Annotated in this window: 21 protein-coding genes; 17 read left to right on the top strand and 4 right to left on the bottom strand. The window is 47.2% G+C overall.

What is annotated here, in order from left to right; translation table 11 throughout:
* The first annotated feature begins 42 nt into the window (after positions 1–42).
* Genes MHI55_RS26750 through MHI55_RS26715 form a run of 8 tightly spaced genes read left to right on the top strand, consistent with a single transcriptional unit; the run spans position 43 to position 10,081 of the window.
* On the top strand, positions 43–1,683 hold the full coding sequence (locus MHI55_RS26750; RefSeq protein WP_340387614.1) for an adenine deaminase C-terminal domain-containing protein: 1,641 nt from the start codon (positions 43–45) through the stop codon (positions 1,681–1,683).
* Complete coding sequence (locus MHI55_RS26745; protein WP_340387611.1) at positions 1,680–3,185, top strand: AMP-binding protein; 1,506 nt, start codon at positions 1,680–1,682, stop codon at positions 3,183–3,185. Before MHI55_RS26750 ends, MHI55_RS26745 begins: the two co-directional genes overlap by 4 nt.
* Positions 3,182–4,360, top strand: coding sequence for a thiolase family protein (locus MHI55_RS26740; RefSeq protein WP_340387609.1), 1,179 nt, complete (start codon positions 3,182–3,184; stop codon positions 4,358–4,360). Before MHI55_RS26745 ends, MHI55_RS26740 begins: the two co-directional genes overlap by 4 nt.
* A 13-nt stretch (positions 4,361–4,373) precedes the next feature.
* Positions 4,374–5,231 (top strand): SDR family NAD(P)-dependent oxidoreductase, encoded by an 858-nt coding sequence (locus MHI55_RS26735; protein WP_051449543.1) that lies wholly within the window; start codon positions 4,374–4,376, stop codon positions 5,229–5,231.
* Positions 5,232–5,271: 40 nt separating this feature from the next.
* Positions 5,272–6,480 carry a nucleotide disphospho-sugar-binding domain-containing protein gene (locus MHI55_RS26730; RefSeq protein ID WP_340387607.1) on the top strand — a complete coding sequence of 403 codons (1,209 nt, stop codon included), beginning with the start codon at positions 5,272–5,274 and terminating at the stop codon, positions 6,478–6,480.
* A gap of 18 nt (positions 6,481–6,498) precedes the next feature.
* Positions 6,499–7,731 carry a sugar efflux transporter gene (locus MHI55_RS26725; RefSeq protein WP_340387604.1) on the top strand — a complete coding sequence of 411 codons (1,233 nt, stop codon included), beginning with the start codon at positions 6,499–6,501 and terminating at the stop codon, positions 7,729–7,731.
* Positions 7,721–8,857, top strand: coding sequence for a glycosyltransferase (locus MHI55_RS26720; RefSeq protein WP_339185695.1), 1,137 nt, complete (start codon positions 7,721–7,723; stop codon positions 8,855–8,857). The genes MHI55_RS26725 and MHI55_RS26720 overlap by 11 nt, the downstream gene beginning before the upstream one ends.
* A 54-nt stretch (positions 8,858–8,911) precedes the next feature.
* Complete coding sequence (locus MHI55_RS26715) at positions 8,912–10,081, top strand: acyl-CoA dehydrogenase family protein (RefSeq protein ID WP_340387602.1); 1,170 nt, start codon at positions 8,912–8,914, stop codon at positions 10,079–10,081.
* Here the strand turns inward: MHI55_RS26715 and MHI55_RS26710 are convergent.
* Entirely contained in the window at positions 10,078–10,971 is an 894-nt protein-coding gene (locus tag MHI55_RS26710; RefSeq protein ID WP_340387600.1) for a MaoC/PaaZ C-terminal domain-containing protein, read from the bottom strand. The two genes, MHI55_RS26715 and MHI55_RS26710, sit on opposite strands and share 4 nt — an antisense overlap.
* A gap of 196 nt (positions 10,972–11,167) precedes the next feature.
* On the opposite strand from MHI55_RS26710, the gene kduI reads away from it, so the two are divergent.
* The 7 genes from kduI to MHI55_RS26675 all read left to right on the top strand — a co-directional run bounded on the left by kduI (position 11,168) and on the right by MHI55_RS26675 (position 19,493).
* A complete protein-coding gene (gene kduI, locus MHI55_RS26705; RefSeq protein ID WP_036668043.1) occupies positions 11,168–12,007 on the top strand; it encodes a 5-dehydro-4-deoxy-D-glucuronate isomerase in 840 nt (279 codons plus the stop codon).
* Between the two features lie 87 nt (positions 12,008–12,094).
* Positions 12,095–12,853, top strand: a complete 759-nt coding sequence (locus MHI55_RS26700) for a DeoR/GlpR family DNA-binding transcription regulator (protein ID WP_340390651.1) — start codon at positions 12,095–12,097, stop codon at positions 12,851–12,853.
* Positions 12,854–12,930: 77 nt separating this feature from the next.
* Positions 12,931–13,683 carry a 2-dehydro-3-deoxy-D-gluconate 5-dehydrogenase KduD gene (gene kduD, locus MHI55_RS26695; protein ID WP_036606921.1) on the top strand — a complete coding sequence of 251 codons (753 nt, stop codon included), beginning with the start codon at positions 12,931–12,933 and terminating at the stop codon, positions 13,681–13,683.
* Positions 13,684–13,720: 37 nt separating this feature from the next.
* Complete coding sequence (locus tag MHI55_RS26690) at positions 13,721–14,566, top strand: sugar phosphate isomerase/epimerase (RefSeq protein WP_340387598.1); 846 nt, start codon at positions 13,721–13,723, stop codon at positions 14,564–14,566.
* Between the two features lie 239 nt (positions 14,567–14,805).
* Positions 14,806–16,113, top strand: coding sequence for a homocysteine synthase (locus MHI55_RS26685; protein WP_036606925.1), 1,308 nt, complete (start codon positions 14,806–14,808; stop codon positions 16,111–16,113).
* 422 nt (positions 16,114–16,535) lie between these two features.
* Complete coding sequence (locus MHI55_RS26680) at positions 16,536–18,551, top strand: heavy metal translocating P-type ATPase (protein ID WP_340387596.1); 2,016 nt, start codon at positions 16,536–16,538, stop codon at positions 18,549–18,551.
* Positions 18,552–18,683: 132 nt separating this feature from the next.
* Entirely contained in the window at positions 18,684–19,493 is an 810-nt protein-coding gene (locus tag MHI55_RS26675) for an alpha/beta hydrolase (RefSeq protein WP_127546588.1), read from the top strand.
* 122 nt (positions 19,494–19,615) lie between these two features.
* On the opposite strand, the gene MHI55_RS26670 is transcribed toward MHI55_RS26675, so the two are convergent.
* Positions 19,616–20,347, bottom strand: coding sequence for a ZIP family metal transporter (locus MHI55_RS26670; RefSeq protein WP_036606933.1), 732 nt, complete (start codon positions 20,345–20,347; stop codon positions 19,616–19,618).
* Between the two features lie 256 nt (positions 20,348–20,603).
* On the opposite strand from MHI55_RS26670, the gene trxB reads away from it, so the two are divergent.
* Positions 20,604–21,545: a thioredoxin-disulfide reductase gene (gene trxB / locus MHI55_RS26665; RefSeq protein ID WP_036606934.1), complete on the top strand. Its 942-nt coding sequence runs from the start codon at positions 20,604–20,606 to the stop codon at positions 21,543–21,545.
* Between the two features lie 61 nt (positions 21,546–21,606).
* The gene (locus MHI55_RS26660; protein WP_036606936.1) at positions 21,607–21,837 is read left to right on the top strand and encodes a glutaredoxin family protein; all 231 of its coding nucleotides are present in this window, start codon (positions 21,607–21,609) and stop codon (positions 21,835–21,837) included.
* 139 nt (positions 21,838–21,976) lie between these two features.
* Here the strand turns inward: MHI55_RS26660 and MHI55_RS26655 are convergent, their stop codons facing one another.
* Positions 21,977–22,174, bottom strand: a complete 198-nt coding sequence (locus MHI55_RS26655) for a hypothetical protein (RefSeq protein WP_017692236.1) — start codon at positions 22,172–22,174, stop codon at positions 21,977–21,979.
* A gap of 147 nt (positions 22,175–22,321) precedes the next feature.
* Complete coding sequence (locus MHI55_RS26650) at positions 22,322–23,488, bottom strand: ROK family protein (protein WP_036606939.1); 1,167 nt, start codon at positions 23,486–23,488, stop codon at positions 22,322–22,324.
* Between the last annotated feature and the right edge of the window lie 116 nt (positions 23,489–23,604).

Below are 23,604 nucleotides of genomic sequence, written 5' to 3'. Positions count from 1 at the left end.
GGTGATCAGCCTGCGACAATGTGGTTTAGACAGGCATCTTACTTGAACGTATACACAGGGGAAGTTGAACAAGCGAATATCTATCTGTCCGGAAGTCGTATTGCCTACGTTGGAGCCAAGGAACTACCCACTTCAGACCAGACCCAGGTCATTGAATTGGAGAAAGATCATGTTGTTGTTCCAGGATATATTGAACCTCATGCACACCCATGCCAAATGTACAATCCTTATACATGGGGAGAAGCTCTGTTACAGAAGGGTACGGTCTTGTCCATTAATGATAATCTGTCTTTGTTAACGTTTCTAGGAACTGAAGCTTTGTCATTCATTGAGAAGCTGGAGGAGACAAGTCACCATATGTTCCTATGGTGGTGTAACATTGACCGTCCTGATCGAGCTGATCCAATGACTATGGACAAGTGGCTACAACATAACCTTGTGATACAGAGCGGGGAGCTGACCGAATGGCCCAAACTGCTGGCGAACGACGAAGTATTGGTAGAGCAACTTTATCTAACGAAGGCTCATCATGGGATGAGGGCGGAAGGACATTTGCCGGGCGTATCTTATGAAAAAATAAGTACTATGGCTGCAGCGGGCATCACAGCTGACCACGAAGCTCTCCATGCCGAAGATGTACTTAGACGATTAAAAGCGGGGCTATACGCCTCTCTTCGATACTCATCTATTCGTCCTGATTTGCCACACCTCCTTAAAGGGATGAAAGGTGATTCCCGGTTCAATATGAACCGAATGATGCTTACTAGCGATGGCCCGTCACCAAACTATGTGGAGAGGACGAGCTGTGCCAGCATGATCAAGATCTGTATGGAGACGGGAATATCTGTAGCGGATGCCTATCGTCTTGCTACCTTAAATCCGGCAGTATATTACGGTCTGGATGAAGACTTAGGCGGGATTGCACCAGGCAGACTGGCTTGTTTGAACGTCTTAACCTCCATAAATGAACCTGATCCACTGCATGTCCTGCAACGAGGTGAGTGGGTGGTCCAAAATCAAAGGCGAGTAGTAGAGCCAGATGAAGCAGAGAGACAAACTTGGTTGCGCTCCACTTTTCGGTCTCGTCGAACGATCGTTAACCTGAGGCTGGACCAGATGGAAACTCGAACCGACATCGGTATTGAATTGGTGAACGATGTCATCACCCAATCGTACCATTTTGATCCCCGAGCGGAATTGGAAACGGATGAGAACTGGATGACATTACTGGATGTTAACGGAAGTTGGGTGATTAACACCCGAATCAAAGGTTTAGCGTGTGGGATCAAGGCATTAGCAAGTACTTACAACGCTTCGAACGATACACTTTTACTTGGGCGATCTCTGTCTGTCATGCGCGAAGCATCTCAGGAGTTGGAAGTTCGCGGGGAAGGAATATTAGTATATTTCGTGGATGGGGAGCAACTGTACATTCCTCTTCCTCTCAGTGGAGCTATGAGCTTGGAGAGCGTGGCATCAATCGGCGCTAGTGTGGATCATTTCAATGAGAAAATGCGTGTCCACGGTTACCGATTTGGTGATCCTCTGTATTCTCTTTTATTTCTGACAGCTTCACATTTGCCGCATATTCGTGTATCGGACAAAGGGTTGTATCTGGTTAAAACAGGTGAGATAGTGCTCCCGGCTACCCCCTTAGTTAATACAGTAAGGAAGGTGAAATGATGTTACTGGCTGATGCGATACGCATGCATGCTTCCCAGAATCCTGAGAAAACTGCCATCTTTGATGATGCCCGGCAGATTTCGTACGCCGAGCTATACCATGGAATAAAGCTGGCAGCAAATACAATTCTGGCTACTGAGGAAGATTTCGAAGCCGATGAACTTCCTCTTGTCGGCCTGCTGATGAACAATAGTGCCGTGATGATCGAATACTTTCTTGCAGCCACCAAATTTGGAATGTGTGCTGCTGTATTTGATCCCAAGTGGAGCGATGCAAATCTGACGGAGGTTATTAATGAATGTGAACCTCGTGTGCTTGTCATAGATGTGGAGTTCAAAGCCAGAATACCTCATATTCCATCGTCAACAAGGGTGATTACTGTGGATACAGGTGAACCTCGTTCTCTCAGAAGGGAAGAAGCCGAACCACAGCGATCCTCAACTGAAGATAGCCTGTTCTACATGGGATATACCTCCGGGACGACCGGACGACCGAAAGGCTATCTCCGTTCTCAGCGTTCATGGATCGAGAGCTTTGCATATGCGCGTGAAACATTCGTGCATGATGCAGGAGACCATGTATTGGCGCCGGGCTCTTTGGTCTATTCACTTACGTTATATGCGTGCATTCAAACTTTGTATATTGGCGGGACATTCCATCTAACAAGCAAATTCCGAGCGGAATACGTATTGGAGACGTTAGCAACACATGCGGTTACACATCTTTATCTTGTACCTACGATGTTTGAAGCACTCTACAAAGCGTTCATGGCTTCTGATTCAGTTATTGCGCTGCCATCTGTCAGATCTCTCATTACGTCAGGTGATAAATGGTCGCCAGAATCCAAACGGAAGGTGACAGAGGTATTTGAAAATGCAGGTTTGTATGAATTTTATGGTGCCTCCGAGCTAAGCTTTGTCACAGTACTTGATCCGGAAGGAAATCGGTATAAACCTGATTCAATCGGTAAACCGTTTGCCGGTGTGCAGGTATCCATTCGTGAAGCGGATAGTACGGAAGTAACCGAAGGCGCAGTAGGACAATTGTTTGTGAAGAGCCCGATGATCTTTGCCGGATATTATGGTTCCGAGGAAGAAACCAGCCAAGTTGTACATGGTGAATGGGCAACTGTGGGAGACCTTGCAACACGAGATTCCGAAGGCTATTTATATCTGGTTGGTCGAAAGAAAAACATGATTATTAGCGGAGGGCTTAATATATATCCGGAGGAAATCGAGAAGCTGTTGTTAACATTGGAAGGCATTGAGGAGGTCATCGTTGTAGGTGTACCCGATGTATACTGGGGCCAAAAGGTGACTGCACTTATCAAGCTCAGAATGGGTAGCGAGGTTAGTGATGATGAGATTGTATCATTGTGCCGTCGTGAGCTTGCTACCTACAAGTGTCCAAAGGAAATTATACGGGTGGATGCCTTCCCCTATACAACGAGTGGAAAGATTTCGCGAACAAAACTGAACGAGTTACTGAAAATAAAGATATGAACAATATGTTGATTCCTGTTATTCTTTCCGCGAAGCGAACTGCAATCGGCAAATACGGGGGGATGTTTAAGGAGACACCGCCGGAGATACTGGCTGCAGAAGTCATTCAGGCCATTTTAAGCGAAATTCCCATCCCTCCCGGTGACATTGATGATGTTCTATTGGGGAATGCAGTAGGCGGGGGAGGTAACATCGCCAGGTTATCCGCGTTACAAGCCAAACTCCCAGTAGAGGTCCCTGGCGTGACGATTGATCGTCAATGCGGATCTGGTCTTGAAGCCATTCATTTAGCAGCGAGGCTGATTCAATCAGGTGCCGGGGAAGTGTACCTGGCTGGTGGTGTCGAAAGCACAAGTCGTGCACCCTGGAGATTGGAGAAACCCTTGTCTCTGTACGGGAGTGTAGTACCTCAAGTAATCACTCGCACACGATTCTCTCCGGAATGGATCGGAGATCCGGATATGGGGAAGGCGGCTAACAACGTCGCTAAGAAGTACGGTGTGACTCGAATGGACCAGGACGAATATGCGCTTTCCAGTCATAGGAAAGCGATTGCTTCAATACAAAGCCGGCGTTTCGACAACGAAATCGTTCCATTGTCTATCCCGGAGGGTAAGCAATTCAGAATCATTCATACAGACGAATGTCCTCGGGCGAATACAACACTTACGAAGCTTGCAGCATTGCCATCTGTTTTCGAACAGGATGGTACAGTGACGGCTGGTAATGCATGTCCATTGAATGATGGAGCCGCTATCGTTTTAATCATGTCAATGGGAAAAGCATTATCGTTAGGACTTACACCACTAATGAAATTTATCGACAGTGTGGCAGTGGGCGTTGACCCGAACTACTTGGGTATCGGTCCGGTTCCTGCCGTTACCAAGTTGCTCAGCCGAAATCGTTTGGCAATGGAAGACATTGATCTTGTGGAATTCAATGAAGCGTTCGCTTCACAAGTTCTGGCCTCTTTAAGACAACTGCATATTCCAACTCACATTGTTAATGTGGGGGGCGGGGCACTGGCGCTTGGACACCCGTTCGGTGCATCGGGAGCCATCCTGGTTACACGCCTATTCAACGAGATGAGGCATATAAAGGGGGCTCGGGGAATCACAACACTGGGTATTGGTGGCGGGATCGGGCTTGCATCATTGTGGGAGAAGTGCGAATAGGAGGAAACAGCCGTTGTTGTTAGAGGGACAGGTAGCAGTCATTACGGGTTCCAGCCGCGGAATTGGGCGTGCAACCGCAATACGTATGGCACAAGAAGGAGCCAAGATAGTTGTCAACGGTGTACAAGAAGGTGGGGTATGGGACGTTGTTCAGTTGATTCGGAATCAGGGAGGGACCGCTATTGGGGTCGTTGAATCCGTCGCAAGCATGGCCGGTGGTGAACGCATCATATCGGAGGGTCTTCGCGAATTCGGCAAAGTTGATATCCTGGTGAACAACGCCGGAGTTGTTCACGATAAGATGGCCCATAAAATGAGTGAAACCGAGTGGGATCTTGTATTGAATTCGCATCTTAAGGGAGCCTTTGCTTGTATCCGGTCCGCTCTGCCGGGCATGAGGGAACGAAGGGAAGGCAGCATTATTAATATGATCTCCGTGGCGGGCTTGACCGGAATGATCGGACAATTAAATTATAGTGCTGCCAAAGCCGGACTGATAGGCATGACGTGGACACTTTCGCTGGAACTTGAATCTTATGGTATTAATGTGAATGCAGTTTCTCCCGCAGCGCGTACTGACATGACAATGCCCTATATCGAACGGGCGAAGCAGACCGCTGAAATGAAAGGTGAGTCGTTTCCCGAGTACTGGAAAGTAGGTTCAACGGAAGATGTGGCCGAATTGATGCTTTCCTTATGTCTGCCGCGTTGCCGTAAGGTTACCGGTCAGATCTTCTCTGTTAATGGTGGAAAGATCGGTGTGTGGTCCCCTCCAGAGCACCGTATAGTTGCCACCCAATCCAGTAGGGAGAACGGTTGGGAAGCAGGCGAACTCTTTGAGCAAGTGTTGTCAGCCTACGTGAAAGTGTAGAACTATTTCCGAAATATACGAATTGATGGAGGGAATTTCGTTGAAGAAAAAACGCATTTTTATTGGGATGATGGCCGGGATGGGGAGAGTGAATCGTTGTCTTCCCATAGCACTAAAGTTACGAGAGATGGGACATGAGGTGGCGTTCACAATCTGGGGAAATGCCGGGGTCGCGATGGAACAGATGGGTTTTACCTATATTCCGATTCCAGTTATTCCTGCTCCCAAGGGACAGGTTTTCCACCCAAACTTCAAGGATATGAATCACTTTTTGTCCATGATGGGGTACTCGGACCCTGTTTACATGCGAAATGAGCTTGAAGCTCGTCTGCGGGTAACCATCGGTTTTAAACCGGACCTTGTTATTTCCGATTCGAGTGTCCCCGCAGCGTTCATTGCCTGTAAGCTGGACATTCCTCTCGTTTCTATGAATCAGTCCAGCACACTTCCAGGTGGTCTTCCTTTTACAACGAATTATGGATTATATGGAGACATACCAGATGTCACGAATGTATTGAACGGAGCGTTGGTTGAGTATGGTCTGCCTGAAACGGACAACCTTCTCACATTTCTGGCGGGTAATCTTGCCCTTCTTCCGAGCATACCGGATTTTGATCCGGTACAGATCGGGAAGCTGCCCGTTCCAATTGAATATATCGGTCCCGTGGTATGGAGAGATACAAATGAGACAGGAATGCCTGCGAACTGGTTGAAGAAATCAGACAACGACAGGAGGCCACGTGTATTTGTGTACACAAGTCGTCTCGTGGAATGGGGTGTGGAGAGTGGTGGTCATATTTTCAGGGAAGCCGTTAGAGCACTCGGTAACACTTCGACGGAGCTTTTGATTGCTACTGGTTTTAATCCATTGGAAGGGGACAGCGTGGAAGTTCCCCCTAATGTACACTTCACCTCATATGTATCGGGAGTTATGGCAGCCGAGCATAGCGATGTGATGATTCACCATGGCGGACATGGAAGTTGCATGACGACGATCTTAACAGGCACGCCGTCGTTGGTCATTCCGACCTGGGCAGAACGTGAGTTTAACGCCAAGCAGTTACAGGACGTTGGCGGTGGCAGAGTAATGTCCCCAGATGAGGTTACGGGATCCGCTCTAGCTGAGACTGTTAACGCGATGATGACTAATGGAGACATGGATAAGGCTATGGCGCTGAAGGAAAACGTCTGTACTTCGCAGTACGGAGGAGCCGAGCGTGCAGCTGAACTCATTCGTCGGTTGTTGTAAAGAGGGGGCAAGGTTCTATTGAAAAGTCTTTTGGTTGTCCTGAGAAGCCCGGCCTTACTTTTATTATCCGTATGCATTTTTTTTATTGGTTTGGGATACGGATTAACGCTACCATTCATGCCATTATTCGGAGTAGAACGGGCTGGAATGAGCCCCTTATCATTAGGGATCTTTATGGCGTGTGGATCGTTAAGCGGCATTATCATTAGTACGCTGTTTAGTCGATTGTCCGATAAAAAGCCTGTGCGCAAGTGGATCATTGTTGGATCATGTGTATCTGCTTCTGTAGGCTATGTATTCTATGCAAATACGGACAGTTATATTGTGTTAATGCTGGTTTCCTGTACTTTCATGGCCTTGTCATTCTCGGCCTTTCCGCAATTATTTGCTCTTGCGAGAGAAGTGGTCGAGAGGGAGGCGAGTGAAGATGTCACCGTTGTTATGGCTGTATTGCGAGCTCTGGTGTCTCTGGCCTGGATTCTTGGTCCTGTAATGGCGTCTTTTATAATCTACCAGTTCTCGTACACAGGCCTGTTTCTGGTTGTTTCGTTGATGTACATGCTCGTTGCCGTATTTGTACTGATGATTCGAGTACACGAGAGTCGGGAACCGGGGGGCGGAACGGAATTATCATCTGACTCAGTACGTAGCTTCAAGCGCCTGCTGATGGCACCGCAGATTGTATTTTCATTACTTGCTTTCATGGCATTTGAGTTGGCTAATACGATGGGGGGCATTGTAACTCCCTTATATGTTACGCAAGAGTTACAAGGCGGGAAGTTGGACGTTGGCATGATCTCGGGAGTTAACGCAGCCTTGCAGGTTCCCACCATGATCATTTTGGGAATACTGGCCAAAAGGTTTGGTAGTATCACAGTTATGAAATGCGCGGGATTGTTTGGAGTCGCCTATTTTTCACTATTTTGGTTTACCCAATCGGGATGGCAGATCATTGCTATCCAGATATTCAGTGCCATTTTTATCGCGATTGTACTTGGAGTTGGAATGACTTTTTTTCAGGATTTGGTTCCTAAAATGACAGGTACGGCCACAACGTTGTACAACAATGCAAACATCATTGGTTCCATGGGTGGTGGATTACTAGCCGGAGCAGTCGGAAATTATTTTGGTTTTAAAATAGTGATTGCCTGTTCGGCAGCACTTGCCTTCCTGGGATTTGTATTATTATTGGTGCCAAACGCAAATAAAGAGGTAGTCCGGCATGTGGGAGGAGATACGTATGAAAGCTAGTGTAATTATTCTATCGCATAATCAGAAAGAAGTGATTCAGGCCTGTTTGTCTTCCTTATCGAGACAGCGTTTGTGTGAAGGCGATCAATACGAAGTTGTAGTTATCGATAACGGGTCTATAGACGGCACGGGCGAGATGATCGGCAGGCTTACGTATGATTTTCCTATACGATATAATTACATTCCTTCTACGGAGCAATCAAGTCGGGCAGCGGCACGAAACAAGGGGATTACTATCTCGAATGGAGATGTGATCGTGTTCCTTGATGGAGATCAACTCGCCGGACCGGACTTTATCTATGAACATTTGAGAGTGCACAAGCTAGCCGAGGGGAAACTTGTCATAGGGTTTCGAAGATATTTGGGTGAAGAGAGCATCGATATAACGTCGTTAAATTCGGGATGGGTGCATACTGCTATTACATCATCAGAAGCAGATGAACGATTTCAGCTCATGGAACGTTTTTCGGAAAATGGAAGCGCATTCCGCACAGCGTGGCATCTGTCTTTCAGCTGCAATTTCTCGGTAACAAGAGAAGTACTGATCCGATCGGGTATGTTTGACGAAGGGTTCAAGGGATGGGGGTTGGAAGACAGTGAGCTTGGCTATCGTCTGCAACAGGCTGGAGGAACGTTCGTATTGAACAAAAAAGCGTTAACCTTCCATATCTTTCACCCTTCCGAGTTTGATGAGAATCGTTATGATGGTTGGAAAACGAATCTAGATTATTTCCTCGAATGTCATCCGATGTTTGAAGTACAGGCGCAAAACATCTTAAAGGAATTTTTTGACCCAGAGATTAGAAAATCATGGTGGGATTGTTATATTCGCTTTGAGAAGGTTGTAAGAGCACATCAGGGTTACGAGGGGGATCGATTACCTGTCAGCATCATTGTTGTCTATGCCGAGGGCCCAGAACTGATCCAGACCATTTCGGCAGAAGCTGCCCATAGAGAAGTGTTGGTTATAGATAAGACACCATCATCGGACCTGGATATCTTGTGCCAATGTATTAACGAGAAATTTGATGTTTTGTATTATAAGCATCCTTCGGAAGATCAGTTAATTGACTTGTACCATCAGTATGCAGTCAGGGGAATTGTGAAACATGAAATTTTCAAGTGATCATGGATCAGCTGTTCTGGCCCCAAATGATGACATTTTATACGGGAGGTTGACATGAATTTTGAATTGACAGAGCAACAGAAGCAGATTCAATCCGCCGCACGCCATTTTGTGGACGAGCTACTGATTCCGTTGGAACCTGAATTATTGCGTAACGAGCGTGAGGGAAGACCCGGAATCGAACTTAGACAGATTAGAGAGCTTCAACAAAAGGCGAAAACACAGGGCCTATGGGGTATTGAGACACCAGAAGAGTATGGGGGAGCAAATCTTGGGACGGTCACTAGTGCACTCCTGAAAATGGAGCTAGGACGCACGTGTATTCCGTTTGTCTTCGGGGGGGAAGCGGACAATATTCTGTACCTTTGCAACAAGGCACAACAGAACAAGTATTTGCTTCCCGTTATTGCGGGCGAGAGACAGTCCTGTTTTGCAATAACGGAGCGTTCGGCAGGTTCCGATGCAAGTCGAATTCAGATGAGTGCTGAGCGTGTAGCGGATGGTTGGGTACTCAATGGAGAGAAAGTATTTATCACAAACGGAAACGAGGCGGATTTTGCAATTGTTTTTGCAGTGACTGATGTCCAGGCAGAGCCGGGCAAAGGGATCACTTGCTTTCTGGTGGACCGGGACATGGGGTGGACGTCAGAGCCGATTCCTACGATGGGTGGGGATAAAAGCCCTTCTGTACTTACGTTTAACCAAGTGTTCGTGCCAAACGGAAATGTGCTCGGTGAAGAGGGGCAGGGGTTAACAACAGCGATGCAGTGGATCAGTCGAGGGCGTTGGGTGATTCCGGCTATTGCTGTGGGTGCATCTGGCAGGCTGATCCATATGGCCATTGATTACGTTAAAGAAAGGTCGACATTTGGAGAGCCGTTGGCAAGTCGGCAGAGCATCCAATGGATGATTGCCGACTCTGCGGTTGAGCTGGAGGCTCTGAAATGGCTGGTATTATATACTGCTTGGAGGGTGGATCAGGGGCTGGATGCAAGACATCATGCAACGATGTCCAAGTTGTACGGTGCAGGTAGAGCAAACGATATTGTGGATCGGGTCCTTCAGATTTTTGGTGGAATCGGATATTCGAAGGACTTGCCGATCGAGCGTTGGTATCGGGAAATGCGAGTATGGAGAATCTTCGAGGGCACAGACGAGATTCAACGCATGATTATTTCCCGCAATCTGCTTAAGGGTCATGTCCGAATTGGAGAGTGGGATTAACGGGCCGTGTAACGAACGGATCCTTCATAGGCTAGCAAGTTAGAAGGAACACCCGCTCGATGTTCAATATAGACTGTGATACTGCATGCCAGATGGGAGAGGTTATCCGTGTTGATGACACTCACGAGGACACGGACGACGTCCCCTTCCATCACGGGTGAGCGAAATCGGTATTTTATATCGCATAGAATCCAGTTATCCAACCACAGCATTTGTAGTCGGTTTCCAATCATGCCACCGATAAGCATACCTTGTGCAATTCGGCGAGGTGCACCTGCTTCATGTGCTTTGAGAACATCCAGATGAATTGGGTTGTTATCGTTCGATGCGGCTGCATAGGCGATGAGCATAGCACTGGTTATGGTTCCAAGACAAGCGTCGAACAGGAGTTCACCAGGTGAGAGACGGTGTTTCCCATCCCATTGATAATAAATCTCCGAGGGATATTGCGGATACACAGGCTCGAGTTCGGAGTACGAAGGCTGCAACGCTGGAGAGTCTAGAAGTATTAATGTGGTGTTAGCAACGAGTACGGGTTGTTTCATGACGTTCGTAACCTTCATTGTACAATCAAGGAGCTGGATCTTCCCCAAAGATCCAGTTGTTTCGCGTACGTTTGCAAGTTCAATCCTGTAAAATAAAGCTGCATCATACTTCAATTTACGTTCGTATGTAAACGATTGTTGGCCATGGATCATAATTTTCCCAGGAAGCTCCATCCAGGGTAAGTGTGTCTGTTGCCACCATATCATCGGAAAGGTGAGAGGAATGGATCTTGCGTCGGGACGAAATTCTTCTGGAAAGCCTTGTATGAACTGGACAATCTGATCTGCGGTAATAACCATTTTCTTGGGAGGAGTAGGTACTCCGATCCACGATTGGTAATCCATAACTTGCATCTCTCCTTTGACTGACCATGTCTTGTATTATATCGAAGGCAGTTAGAATCATAAATGTTTTATCACATAAATTACTTTTTCGAAAATAAAGGTACACAAAAGATACATAATGAACTAAAATGAACTTATATGAACATTATCAAACTCAATCCCAACTAATTTAAATGACGAAAGGAATGGATTAATAATGGAAAATCGTTATGCTGCACATCCCAATGAAGTGAAAACGTATGATACATCTCGCCTGCGTGAGGAATTTTTGATGGAGCAACTGTTTGCAACCGATGAATTGGTAACGGTGTATTCTCATGTGGATCGTTATATTGTGGGAACGGCTGTACCTGAGAGCAAGGACATTACCCTTGAAGTGAACCTGAAAGATATCGGAACGAACTTTTTCCTGGAGCGTCGTGAAATCGGTATCATTAATGTCGGTGGTCACGGAACAGTGACAGCGGACGGACAAGGTTATGAGATTGGAGCGAAGGAATGTCTCTACATCGGTAGAGGTGTGAAGGAAGTTGTGTTCACAAGCAGTGACAAGGCTCAACCTGCCCAATTCTATTTTGTATCCACACCGGCTCATCACACCTATCCAACGGTAAAAGCAACACAAGAACAAGCTCAGCCAAATCATCTGGGCAGCATCGAAACTTCCAATGAGCGTACGATCTATCGTTACATTCACCAAGGAGAAGGCGGAATTCAGAGTTGTCAGTTGGTGATGGGCATTACCGAACTCAACAAGGGTAACATGTGGAACACGATGCCTGCACATACCCATAACCGCCGTTCCGAAGTATACTTGTACTGGAACTTGCCTGAAGACGGTGTTGTATTCCATATGATGGGTGAGCCAAACGAAACACGCCATCTGGTTGTACGTGATCGCCAGGCGATCATTTCCCCAAGCTGGTCCATTCACAGTGGTGTGGGTACAAGCAATTACACCTTCTGTTGGGCGATGGCTGGTGAGAACCAGACGTTCGAAGATATGGACGGCGTAGCGATGAAAGACCTGAAATAATAAATTACAGATGTCTGAGTTAAATGGACAGGGTAGACACTAGAACACTCATTCATTTAACTCAGGTGGTATAGGAAGTTGATTATGATGAATCCATTGAAAAGACATGAAAAAATTATGGAGGCTCTGCTGGAACGCCAGGAAGTAACCGTCAGTGATCTGAGTGAGTTGTTGCAGGTGACGGGGAAGACTGTGCGAGAGGATCTCGACAAGTTGGAGAGTATGGGACTGCTCGTACGTGTCCATGGTGGTGCTATGCTGGCTCAGAATGACCAGTATGGCATCTTGAATAGCCGCGGAGTTACCGAGAAGCATCATTCGGAGAAGACGGAGATTGCTGAACGTGCCCTTGCTTACATTCGACCTGGAGATATCGTTGCCCTCGATGGTGGCAGCACTACGCTGGAGATGGCCAAACGTCTCGATAATCAACCGCTGACGGTGGTGACCAATGACCTGTTCATTATTGCGGAGTTGACCAAAAAGGAGCAAGTGCGACTGGTTGTGCCTGGCGGGGCTCGTGTACGGAATATGCTGGTTGGGGATGATACGGCTGCGTTTATATCCAGTCTTAACATTCATAAAGCCTTTATATCCACCACAGCCCTTCATCCGGAATTTGGATTATCCATATACACGGGAGATCTGGTTCCTTTGAAAAAAGCAATGATATCTGCCTCGCAGCAAGTATACGGCGTTGTGGATCATTATAAATTCGGACAATTTGCACTGCGAACTTTCGCCCAGTGTTCGCAACTGGACTACATTATCAGCGATAGTCGTTTGGATGAAGAGACGGCTACCTTATACGAGCAGAGCGGTGTCACAGTGGATTATCAAAGTTAACCTCATTCATCATTCATGGGATTAAAGAACGGACGGATCTAAGAATTGCATATCAAAACCATGCGGAGGAATCATTCATGAACCCATTTGATTTAAGCGGACAAGTTGCACTGGTGACAGGTACCTCGGGAGGACTTGGACAAGGGATGGCCATTGGTTTGGCAGAAGCAGGTGCTGATGTGGTGCTGGTCTCTTATTCCAAGCCTGCGGCAACGGCAAGTGCCATTGAAGCACTCGGACGCAAAGCTTATGTGATTGAAGCGGATTTAAGTCGTGAAGATGAGTTGTCGGCTGTGTTCGAACAGGCGCTTGCGTTCCAGGGCAGAATTGACATTCTCGTCAACAATGCCGGAATCATTCGTCGCACACCTGCGGCTGATCATGCAGTTCAGGACTGGCATGATGTAATTGGTCTGAACCTGAACACTGTATTTTTCCTAAGCCAATTGGCAGGCAGACATATGATTGAACGCGGAAGTGGCAAAATCATTAATATTGCATCCATGTTGTCCTATCAAGGTGGGATCAACGTGCCAGGGTATACAGCCAGTAAACATGGCGTTGCCGGTTTAACCAAAGCACTCGCCAATGAATGGGCAGGTAAAGGAATCCAGATTAACGGTATCGCACCTGGTTATATGGAAACCGATAATACTACCCAGATCCGTGCGGACGAGAATCGTTACCGGGATATTACAGCCCGTATTCCTGCTGGGCGTTGGGGAACACCTGAAGATCTGAAAGGCCCGGTTGTCTTTCTGGCATCTGCCGCTTCGGATTATCTGAATGGTCATGTGCTGAATGTCGATGGCGGCTGGATGGCACGTTAATCACTTGATAATCGGATTAGCATAAGGAGGCAGTGAGATGAAACTTGGTATTCTGGCGCATACATTTGGCAAACAGCCTACAGCACAGCTTGCGCAGACGATTGCGGATAACGGATTTAATTCCGTACAGCTGGCGCTGGCCAAAGCATTATCCGATGTGGACTCATCGAATGGCAAGCTGAGCCCAGGGCTAGCGAATGAAATCGGAGATCAATTTGCACAGCGCGGGGTGAAGATTGCGGTACTGGGCTGTTATATTAATCCGATTGACCCTGATCCGGTAAGACGACGTGCGGACATTGATCGATTCAAGGAGCATCTGCGTTATGCGCGGGATTTTGGCTGCAGTATGGTTGCAACGGAAACCGGAGAACGGACCACCTATCAGGGTACGCACCCGGATGGATATGAAGAGAAGGCGTGGAGTGTGCTGAAAGAAACGGTTGAGGAGTTGGCTGAGGAAGCGGAGAAGTGGGGCGTGCATGCGGCGATTGAGCCTGTGTCCACCCATACTCTTCATACCCATGAACATATGACACGTTTGTTTGAAGAGATTCCTTCATCCAATCTGGGGATGCTGTTCGACCCGTGTAATCTGATCAAGCAACCACATGCTGCAGATCAAGGGGCTTTCTTGCGCGAGGTGATGGAATCGCTGTATCAGCGCATGATTGTGATCCATGCCAAGGACGTAGCCTTCGATGCACAGGGAGAGAAATTCAATCCGGTACCTGGGGCAGGTATACTGGACTACCCGTTATTTTTTGAATTGCTAAAAACGTATAAGCCACATATCGATATTTCACTTGAAGGCGTAACTGCGGAGGAAGCTGTACCTTCGGCCAAACATTTGCGTGAAGTATGGAGTGCAGTTCGGGTCTAACCAAACCCAGGATGAGGTATTGCATACCGAAGCCAAAGTAGCTGAAAAACCTTTGCGAGTGCAAAGGTTTTTTTTGGTACAGAAATCGATAATGTACATATTTAATTTTTCTTATCGGAACAATCGGAAATAAGTCTTTTCAAATGCGACATCTTGTGAGAGAATATGGAAAACATACGCCACCATGCGAAGACATCAGGAACTTAAAGAACGTATATATTGAGGGAGGATTCAGATTTATGTCAAACGAACGTGAGCTTTCATTTGAAACATTGGCAATTCATGCAGGCCAGGAGATTGATCCAACCACCAACGCACGAGCTGTGCCCTTGTATCAGACAACATCGTATGGATTCAAGGACACCGAGCATGCAGCTAACTTGTTTGGTTTGAAAGAGTTTGGCAACATTTATACCCGTCTGATGAATCCAACAACCGACGTGTTTGAGCAACGGATTGCGGCGTTGGAAGGCGGAGCTGGAGCGCTGGCTACAGCTTCTGGTCAGGCAGCCATAACGTTTTCACTTCTGAATATTGCTGGTGCAGGCGATGAGATCGTATCTTCGGCGAGTTTGTATGGAGGTACATACAATCTGTTCTCGACGACTTTGCCGAAACTGGGTCTGGACGTAAAATTTGTGGATTCCAGTGATCCTGAGAATTTCCGGGCTGCGATTACGGAGAAAACGAAAGCATTGTATGCCGAAACGATCGGTAATCCAAAGGGGAATGTACTGGATATTGAAGCGGTGGCAGCCATCGCTCATGAACATGGAATTCCTTTGATCGTGGATAATACATTCCCAAGTCCGTACCTGCTTCGTCCAATCGAACATGGCGCAGATATTGTCGTTCACTCTGCGACGAAATTTATTGGGGGTCATGGTACATCCATTGGTGGCGTTATCGTGGATAGCGGGAAATTTGACTGGAAAGCAAGTGGCAAGTTCCCTGGATTGACGGAGCCGGATTCCAGTTACAACGGTGTAGTATATACGGAAGCGGTTGGACCGATTGCTTATATTATCAAAGCTCGTGTACAACTTCTGCGTGACCTGGGTGCAACGATCTCTCCATTCAACTCCTGGTTGTTGCTGCAAGGACTCGAGACATTACATCTGCGCGTAGAGCGTCATAGTAGCAACGCCCTTGCGGTTGCAGAATTCCTTGAGAAACATGAGGATGTGTCTTGGGTAAGTTATGCAGGTCTACCGAGCCACGGTTCTTATGAGCTTGCACAGAAGTATCTGCCAAGAGGGCAGGGTGCGATTCTAACCTTTGGAATCAAAGGTGGTGCGGACGCGGGTCGCAAGTTGATTGAAAGTGTCAAACTGTTCTCTCACCTTGCAAACGTGGGCGATTCCAAGTCACTGATTATTCACCCGGCAAGTACAACTCACGCGCAGTTGACCGAAGATGAACAAACTGCAGCAGGCGTTAATCCGGAGTTGATTCGTCTTTCTGTGGGTACGGAGAACATTCAAGACATTATCTATGATCTGGAGCAAGCCATCAAAGCAAGTCAGGGAGCAAGTGTAGGCGCGTAAATGGCATTTGGGTGGATGTGTAAACAATCACTTAAGTGATATGCCATAAACAGGTCATATGAATATCAATAGATGGTTAAAGCCGTTGTCCCCCGGGACAGCGGCTTTTTGTCTTTTTGAACACGCATGTATGACTATCCATCGAAAAAAGCCCATTTACAAATGTGGATCGCAGGCATATACTGATTAAAAGTTGTATTGAGTAAACACAATTGCATAAGTGCAAAAATGATTATCATTCTCATTCGAGATTATGTCAAAATCATTCACAAAACCATGCTGCTGCGGGAATCCCGCAGCAGCATGTGTCATTTTTAGGGCATTAACAATGGCTCTCATTCTCAATACAACTTCATTTTTGGGAGCGGAATTTAGCAGACTCTTCATCCGCAAACCTACCATTCGAAAGGAACGTGATTCATATGCAAGCGATACATCAACCACTACACAGACAGAAACAAGCGGAACAGCGCTTATCCCAAACACCAGGCCCAAACCGGGGACGTAAGCCTGATTTTCGAGCCATGGTGCAGAATAAAGAGATGCAATCTGCATTGGGCAGCGGGCTGTTGATGCTGATTGCCTGGGGAACTGCACCTTATTTTGGTACCTTATCCATCATGCTCTACATTGTGGCGTATGCCGTTGGCGGTTGGACCAAAGCGAAGGAAGGCATCGAGACACTGGTGAAGGAACGTGATCTGGATGTAAACCTGCTGATGATTGCCGCATCCCTTGGGGCAGCAGCCATCGGTTACTGGAATGAAGGCGCGATGCTGATCTTTATTTTTGCACTCAGTGGTGCATTGGAAAGTTACGCGACAGAGCGCAGTCATAAGGATATCTCATCTTTACTGGCGCTCAAGCCAGAGACTGCACTGCGTATTGAGGATGGACAGATGAACCTCGTGGCTATTGATGATCTGGAGCCGGGTGATCTGCTGTTGGTCAAACCGGGAGAACTCATCCCAGCAGATGGCGTGGTGTACCGTGGGAGTTCTTTTATCAATCAGTCATCCATCACCGGAGAATCCCTGCCTGTGGACAAAGTTGCGGGGGATGAAGTCTATGCAGGTACGGTAAACGGGGAGGGTGCATTATACGTAGAGGTTACAAAATCGGCTGAAGGGTCACTGTTTGGCAAAATCATTAAAATGGTGGAAGAAGCGCAGGCAGAAGTGCCGGATTCCCAGCGTTTTATGGAGCGGTTTGAAGGAATTTACGCACGTATTGTTGTAGGGGTAACTTTACTTGTGATTGCAGGAACTCCACTACTGCTTGGCTGGACATGGAATGAGGCATTTTATAAAGCGATGGTGTTTCTGGTTGTTGCTTCACCTTGTGCATTGGTGTCTTCCATCATGCCTGTTATTTTGTCCGCGATGTCCAGCAGTGCGCGCCGTGGTATTCTCTTCAAGGGTGGTGCCCATATGGAGAATATGGCTCGCACGCGGGTCGTGGCTTTTGACAAAACAGGTACATTGACCATGGGCACCCCGCAAGTCACCGATATTATTACGGCTGAACATGTAGATCGTACCCAGCTGTTAGCTGCGGTAGCGGCAATTGAGAACCTCTCGATGCATCCTTTAGCTCGTGCCATCGTAGATCAGGCGAACAAGGAAAACATTACACTTCAGGAAGCAGAGCACGTACAGGCTCTAACAGGCTGGGGCATCGAAGGAACGGTAACCGATGTGGTCTGGAGCATTGGCAAAACAAATGTAATGGAATCGTTGCAGTCAGAGAAGATAAAGGACGCTAACGTTGATGATTCAGATGAACATGATGTTAACCCTGTGAAAGTATCTTCTGAGTGGGGTGATGTATGCTCCTGTCTTGAGGGGGAGGGGAAAACTGTATCCGTTGTTATGGCTGATGGTGAATTGGTCGGGCTGATCGCGATGCGGGATATGGTACGGCCACAGGCAGCCGCTGCAGTGAAAAAGCTTGAAGCGATGGGTGTAAAAGTTGCCATGTTAACAGGTGATCGGGCCAGATCAGCTTCTGTAATTGCGTGTGAAACTGGAGTAAACATGGTCTATGCAGACTTGCTACCTGGAGATAAGGTGAAGCAGGTACAAGCACTCCGCAAACAGTATGGTCCTGTGCTGATGGTAGGGGATGGTGTCAATGATGCACCGGCACTTGCAGCAGCTACTGTGGGTATGGGGATGGGATTGTCCGGCAGCGGGACTGCACTGGAGGTCGCTGATGCGGTACTTATGAACGATAACATTGAAGAGATCGCTTGGGTGATTGGGCAGGCTCGTCGAGCACAGCGCACGGTGAAGCAGAATATGTTTTTTGCCATCACCGTTATTCTGGCTTTAATTGTTGGTAACTTCCTCCAAGACGTTGCATTGCCTCTGGGTGTGGTAGGTCATGAAGGTAGTACAATTCTGGTTATTCTGAATGGGCTCAGGCTGCTACGGTAATCAGATTTGGAGAGGAAGATGGTTAATTGGTTTCGCTAGTAGTATGCGGCTGGTTGAACAGCTTACGTTTGAACCTTGGGTCAGCGGGTAATGATTCGAAGAGACGATTCGATAATAAGGGAGCTGTGAAATATGGGACGTTATGTACAAGTGGAACCAAATGTAAAAGTATATGTTGAAGATATTGGCGAAGGAACCCCGGTTGTCTTTTTGCACGGCTGGCCTGTTAATTATAAAATGTTTGAATACCAATTGAACGTACTGCCGAACCATGGCATTCGTGCCATCGCGATAGATTTTAGAGGATATGGCTTATCGGATAAGCCTTCCACAGGATATGATTATGATCGCATGGCAGACGATGTTCGTGCCGTTATTGATGATCTGGAGCTGAAAGACGCGGTACTCGCAGGATTCTCTATGGGTGGAGCGATCGCAGTACATTACATGGCTCGCCATAAGGGACATGGCGTCTCCAAGCTGGCCTTGTTATCTGCGGCAGCACCTGTGTTCACACAGCGTGAAGGTTATCCGTATGGATTGACTCCAGAGCAACTGAACGAGCAGATCATTGAGCCGATCTTTGCAGATCGTCCGAAGTTGCTGGAGACGTTTGGCGGCATGTTCTTCGCGAAGAAACACAGTCAGCCATTCATGGATTGGTTCCACGCCCTCGGCATGGAAGCTTCATCTTATGGTACCATTCGCAGTGCAATTGCGTTGCGGGATGAGGACTTGCGAGGTGACCTGAGTTCCATTCAAGTGCCAACAGCCATTTTGCACGGGAAAAAAGATGAGATCTGTCCGTTTGAGTTCGCCGAGCAGATGCATCAAGGCATCGCTTCGTCTCAGCTGATTGCTTTTGAAGAGAGTGGTCATGGTGCATTCTATGATGAATTGGAAAAATTCAATTCGGAACTGATTCGTTTCATCCAATCCTGATCAGGAGAGGGCGCAATACCTCTGACAGACGGTCCCAGTAATTTCATGGAATCTTCATTTGTGGCTAAACAAAGAACCCGGTCGACAGTCTTGTACTGTTCGCCGGGTTCTTTAGTCTTCAATTAAAACAGTTCGGTCAGACCAATCATCGTGATGAGCCCGAGTAAAAAGGACATCGTCGCCACACGTGCATTGCCATCGCCGTGACTCTCGGGAATAAGTTCCTTATAAACAATGAACATCATCGCACCGGCTGCAAAGGCCAGACCATAAGGCACAAGACCAGCTACGAGACTGCTTAAGGTGTAACCAATCATAGCTGTTATAATCTCTACCGCTCCGGTCAGGGTGGCAATACCCAGCGCTTTGAAGCGGCCAATGTTCTGGTTTACTAGGAAAAGGGCCACCAGAAATCCTTCCGGCGCATTCTGCAATCCAATGGAAAAGGCAATGAGATTGCCAAGGTTCTCATCCGAGCTTGCATAGCTGACTCCAACGGATAACCCTTCCGGCAGGTTATGCATGGTGATGGCTGCAATAATCATGAAGGCTTTGGTTTCAATTTTAAAAGGCATTTTCTCGGGATTCTCCAGATCGACGTGTGGGATCTTCATCTCCAGCACCAGTAGAACCAGGCTACCAAGCATAATACCAAATGCAAGTACAAAGAGATTCGATTGGCCAAGCGCTTCCGGAATGAGATTATACACCGAGGCCGAGGTCATAATACCTGCGGCGTATGCCAGCAAGATATCACGCAGACGGTGCGATATTTTGCGCATAAATAGAATCGGTACGGCCCCTAGGCCGGTAGACATGGCTGATATAAAACTGCCAATGAGTGCATCGTTCATGCTTCCATTTTCCCTCCTGATGAAGACTTCTTCATAATCGCTGCCGAGCATTGACACCGTACATAAAAGAGATCATAATGAACAACAGATTAGAATGATTATAAATTAGAATTCCGTTTCTGCATAGGGCCATTGTCATATCACAGGCAGGTCTTGTGGACATGATGTGGGCTTTTCGTTCTAGTGTATGCAAAAGCCTAAGCTTTTGATGCCGGAGGGTCTAACCTTTTTGCAGAACCCGGGGGAGGAACTATACATGTATAAATCAATTATTATTGGAACAGGCCCTGCAGGGCTGACAGCAGCAATCTATCTGGCACGTGCCAACATGAACCCACTCGTTATTGAAGGACCACAACCTGGTGGCCAACTGACAACAACGACTGAAGTGGAGAACTTCCCAGGTTTCCCTGATGGTATTATGGGTCCTGAACTGATGGACAACATGCGTAAACAAGCGGAGCGCTTCGGTGCTGAATTCCGCACAGGCTGGGTGAACAACATCGACATGAGCGAGCGTCCATTCAAGATTCAAGTTGAAGGTATGGGTGAACTCGTATCGGAAACATTGATCCTGTCCACAGGCGCAACTGCTAAATACCTGGGTATCCCTGGCGAAGAAACGAATATAGGCCGCGGTGTCAGCACATGTGCAACATGTGATGGATTCTTCTTCCGTAACAAAGAAATCATCGTCATCGGCGGTGGCGACTCTGCCCTTGAGGAAGCAAGCTTCTTGTCCCGTTTCGGTTCCAAAGTAACACTGGTACACCGTCGTGAAGAACTGCGTGGCTCCAAAATCATGCAGGATCGTGCACGCAGCAACGAAAAAGTAGAAATGGCTTTGAACCGTACACCACTCGAAGTACTTGCTGGCGACAACGGCGTAACCGGACTGAAAGTGTTAAACAACGAAACAGGTGAAGAAGAAGTGATTCCGGCAAGTGGCGTATTCGTAGCGATCGGTCACACACCAAACACTGGTTTCCTTGGCGGACAGATCACTACGGACGAACATGGATATATCCTGACTACACCAGGTACATCCGAGACAAACATCCCAGGTGTATTCGCATGTGGTGACGTTCAGGATACACGTTACAAACAAGCGATTACAGCTGCAGGTAGCGGATGTATGGCTGCCATGGACACAGAGAAATACATTGAGAGCTTGGAGCACAGCGCAGTTGTTCTGTAATAGAATGAGCTGATTCCAACCAAACTATAGATTAATAAAAAACATATGAGGTGAATTAAACATGGAAAACGTAATTTTATATACATCTACCAACTGCCCGAACTGCAAATCCGTAAAAACGTTCCTGGCTGACAAAGGTATCTCTTATGAAGAGCGCAACATCGAAACTAGCGATGAATTTGCACAACAAGTATGGGACATGGGTGTACGTGCCGTGCCATTGACTGTCATTGGTGAACACCGCATTCTGGGTATGAACAAAACCCAATTTGCCAAAGCATTGGACGCTTAAATCAGGCTGATTATCTGAATCATCATATGTTGAAAGAAATTTTCGATTCATATGCAATTCCGGTTTTCGCGAGCCGTTAGGATATAGAAAGAACCGTACCCGGAAGGGTACGGTTTTTTGTGCAAACGCAGAATATGATCTAGAAAAAAATACTCATGAAAGTCTGAAATACAACATACACCAGCAATCCTGACAGCATGTACATGAAACCAGCCTTCTTTTTGCTCTGGAACAATCGGAGTATGCCAAGGCTGAACAGGGGCGCAAGCACAATCAGGAACAGGAGGACGGTGACAAACATTTGCGCCGAGATATCTGAAGTATCCACGTAGGTCACGCTTTTTTTCACTCCGTTTCGTTATCGGAATTAACACAGCTTGATTCACACAGCCATGACAAAAATCACATAACCCCATTATACATCTGGATTTCTTTAACAAAAAGGGAGGAAATGGGGCGAAATGATGTCAATTTTCATCTGTTATTAGACAGACACCCTAATTTTACCTAAAAACTGGGATATCGCAGAGTAAGCGGCACCAACGCGGGTGGAACGGCTGCCCAGAGCTGCCCATTCAATCTGCAAACTGCGGCGGTGATAAGGTAATGTACGTTCCTCGACAACTTGTTTTAACGCTGTTTCAATCCATGGACCTGCTTCAGAGAGCGGACCGCCAATGATAATACGTTCCGGGTTGAAACTGTTAACGATATTGGTAATGCCAATCCCCAGTTTGCGTCCAATCGTGTTGTATAATTCTTGAACAGCATCGTGGCCTTGCTCCGCATGATGAATAAGCTCTCGTGTGGTATAAGCAGGTAATTTTAGCTGGTGATCCGGGTGCTCGTAGGCTTTTTCCGATGCGTACAACTCCCAGCAACCACGATTACCACAGGAGCAGGGCAGACCTTCCGCTTCAATGGACATATGGCCTGTTTCTCCTGCGTAGCCCCACGCGCCTTTGTATAATTCACCATCTACCATGATGCCTGAACCAATCCCCATGCCTGCACTGATGTAGATCATGTGACGTACACCGATACCTGCCCCAAAATTCAACTCTCCATGGGCACCAGCATTGGCTTCATTATCGATCGTTACAGGCAGTTGAAATTCTTCTTCAAGCATCGAGCGCAGAGCTACCTTCTCCCACCCCAGGTTGGGTGCAAACAGGACCGTTCCTGCCTCATCCACCATGCCGGGCACCCCGATGCCAATACCAATGACTCCATGAGGGGAAGCAGGAGCTGCTTCAATGAGCTGTTTTGCTGCCAATTTCAATTGCTCCAGTACAGAGGACACGTCATGATGTTCCAAGGTCACTGCGTACTCTGTAATGATGTGTCCTTCCAGATCTGTAAGCACGCCTTTCAAGTGGGTCACACTGAGTTCCAGACCGACTGCATAGCCTGATGTCCCTCGGAACAGCAGCATGAGTGGTTTACGTCCGCCGCTGGATTCACCAGGGCCAATCTCCTGCACCAGGTCATCACTGATCAGATCAGCAACCAGGTTGGATACCGTTGCTTTGTTCAGCCCCGTAACCTCGGACACTCGTGCGCGAGAAAGAGGGGCATGGCGCCGGATCGTATCGAGAACGATCGACTTGTTTATTTTTTTGACCAGCATCTGGTCTCCGGTAATTTTCATATGGTTAAGGCACTCCTATTCTTCTGATAAAAGGGTTCTGACCCACATCCGAAACAAGTTATTCGACTATTATAGCGTAAACAACCATGTAAAAAACAATTTTATTTTACTTTGTT

The organism is Paenibacillus sp. FSL E2-0151 (genome assembly GCF_037993015.1).
Lineage (GTDB): Bacteria > Bacillota > Bacilli > Paenibacillales > Paenibacillaceae > Paenibacillus > Paenibacillus amylolyticus.
This window is presented reverse-complemented; position numbering and strand designations above follow the sequence as displayed.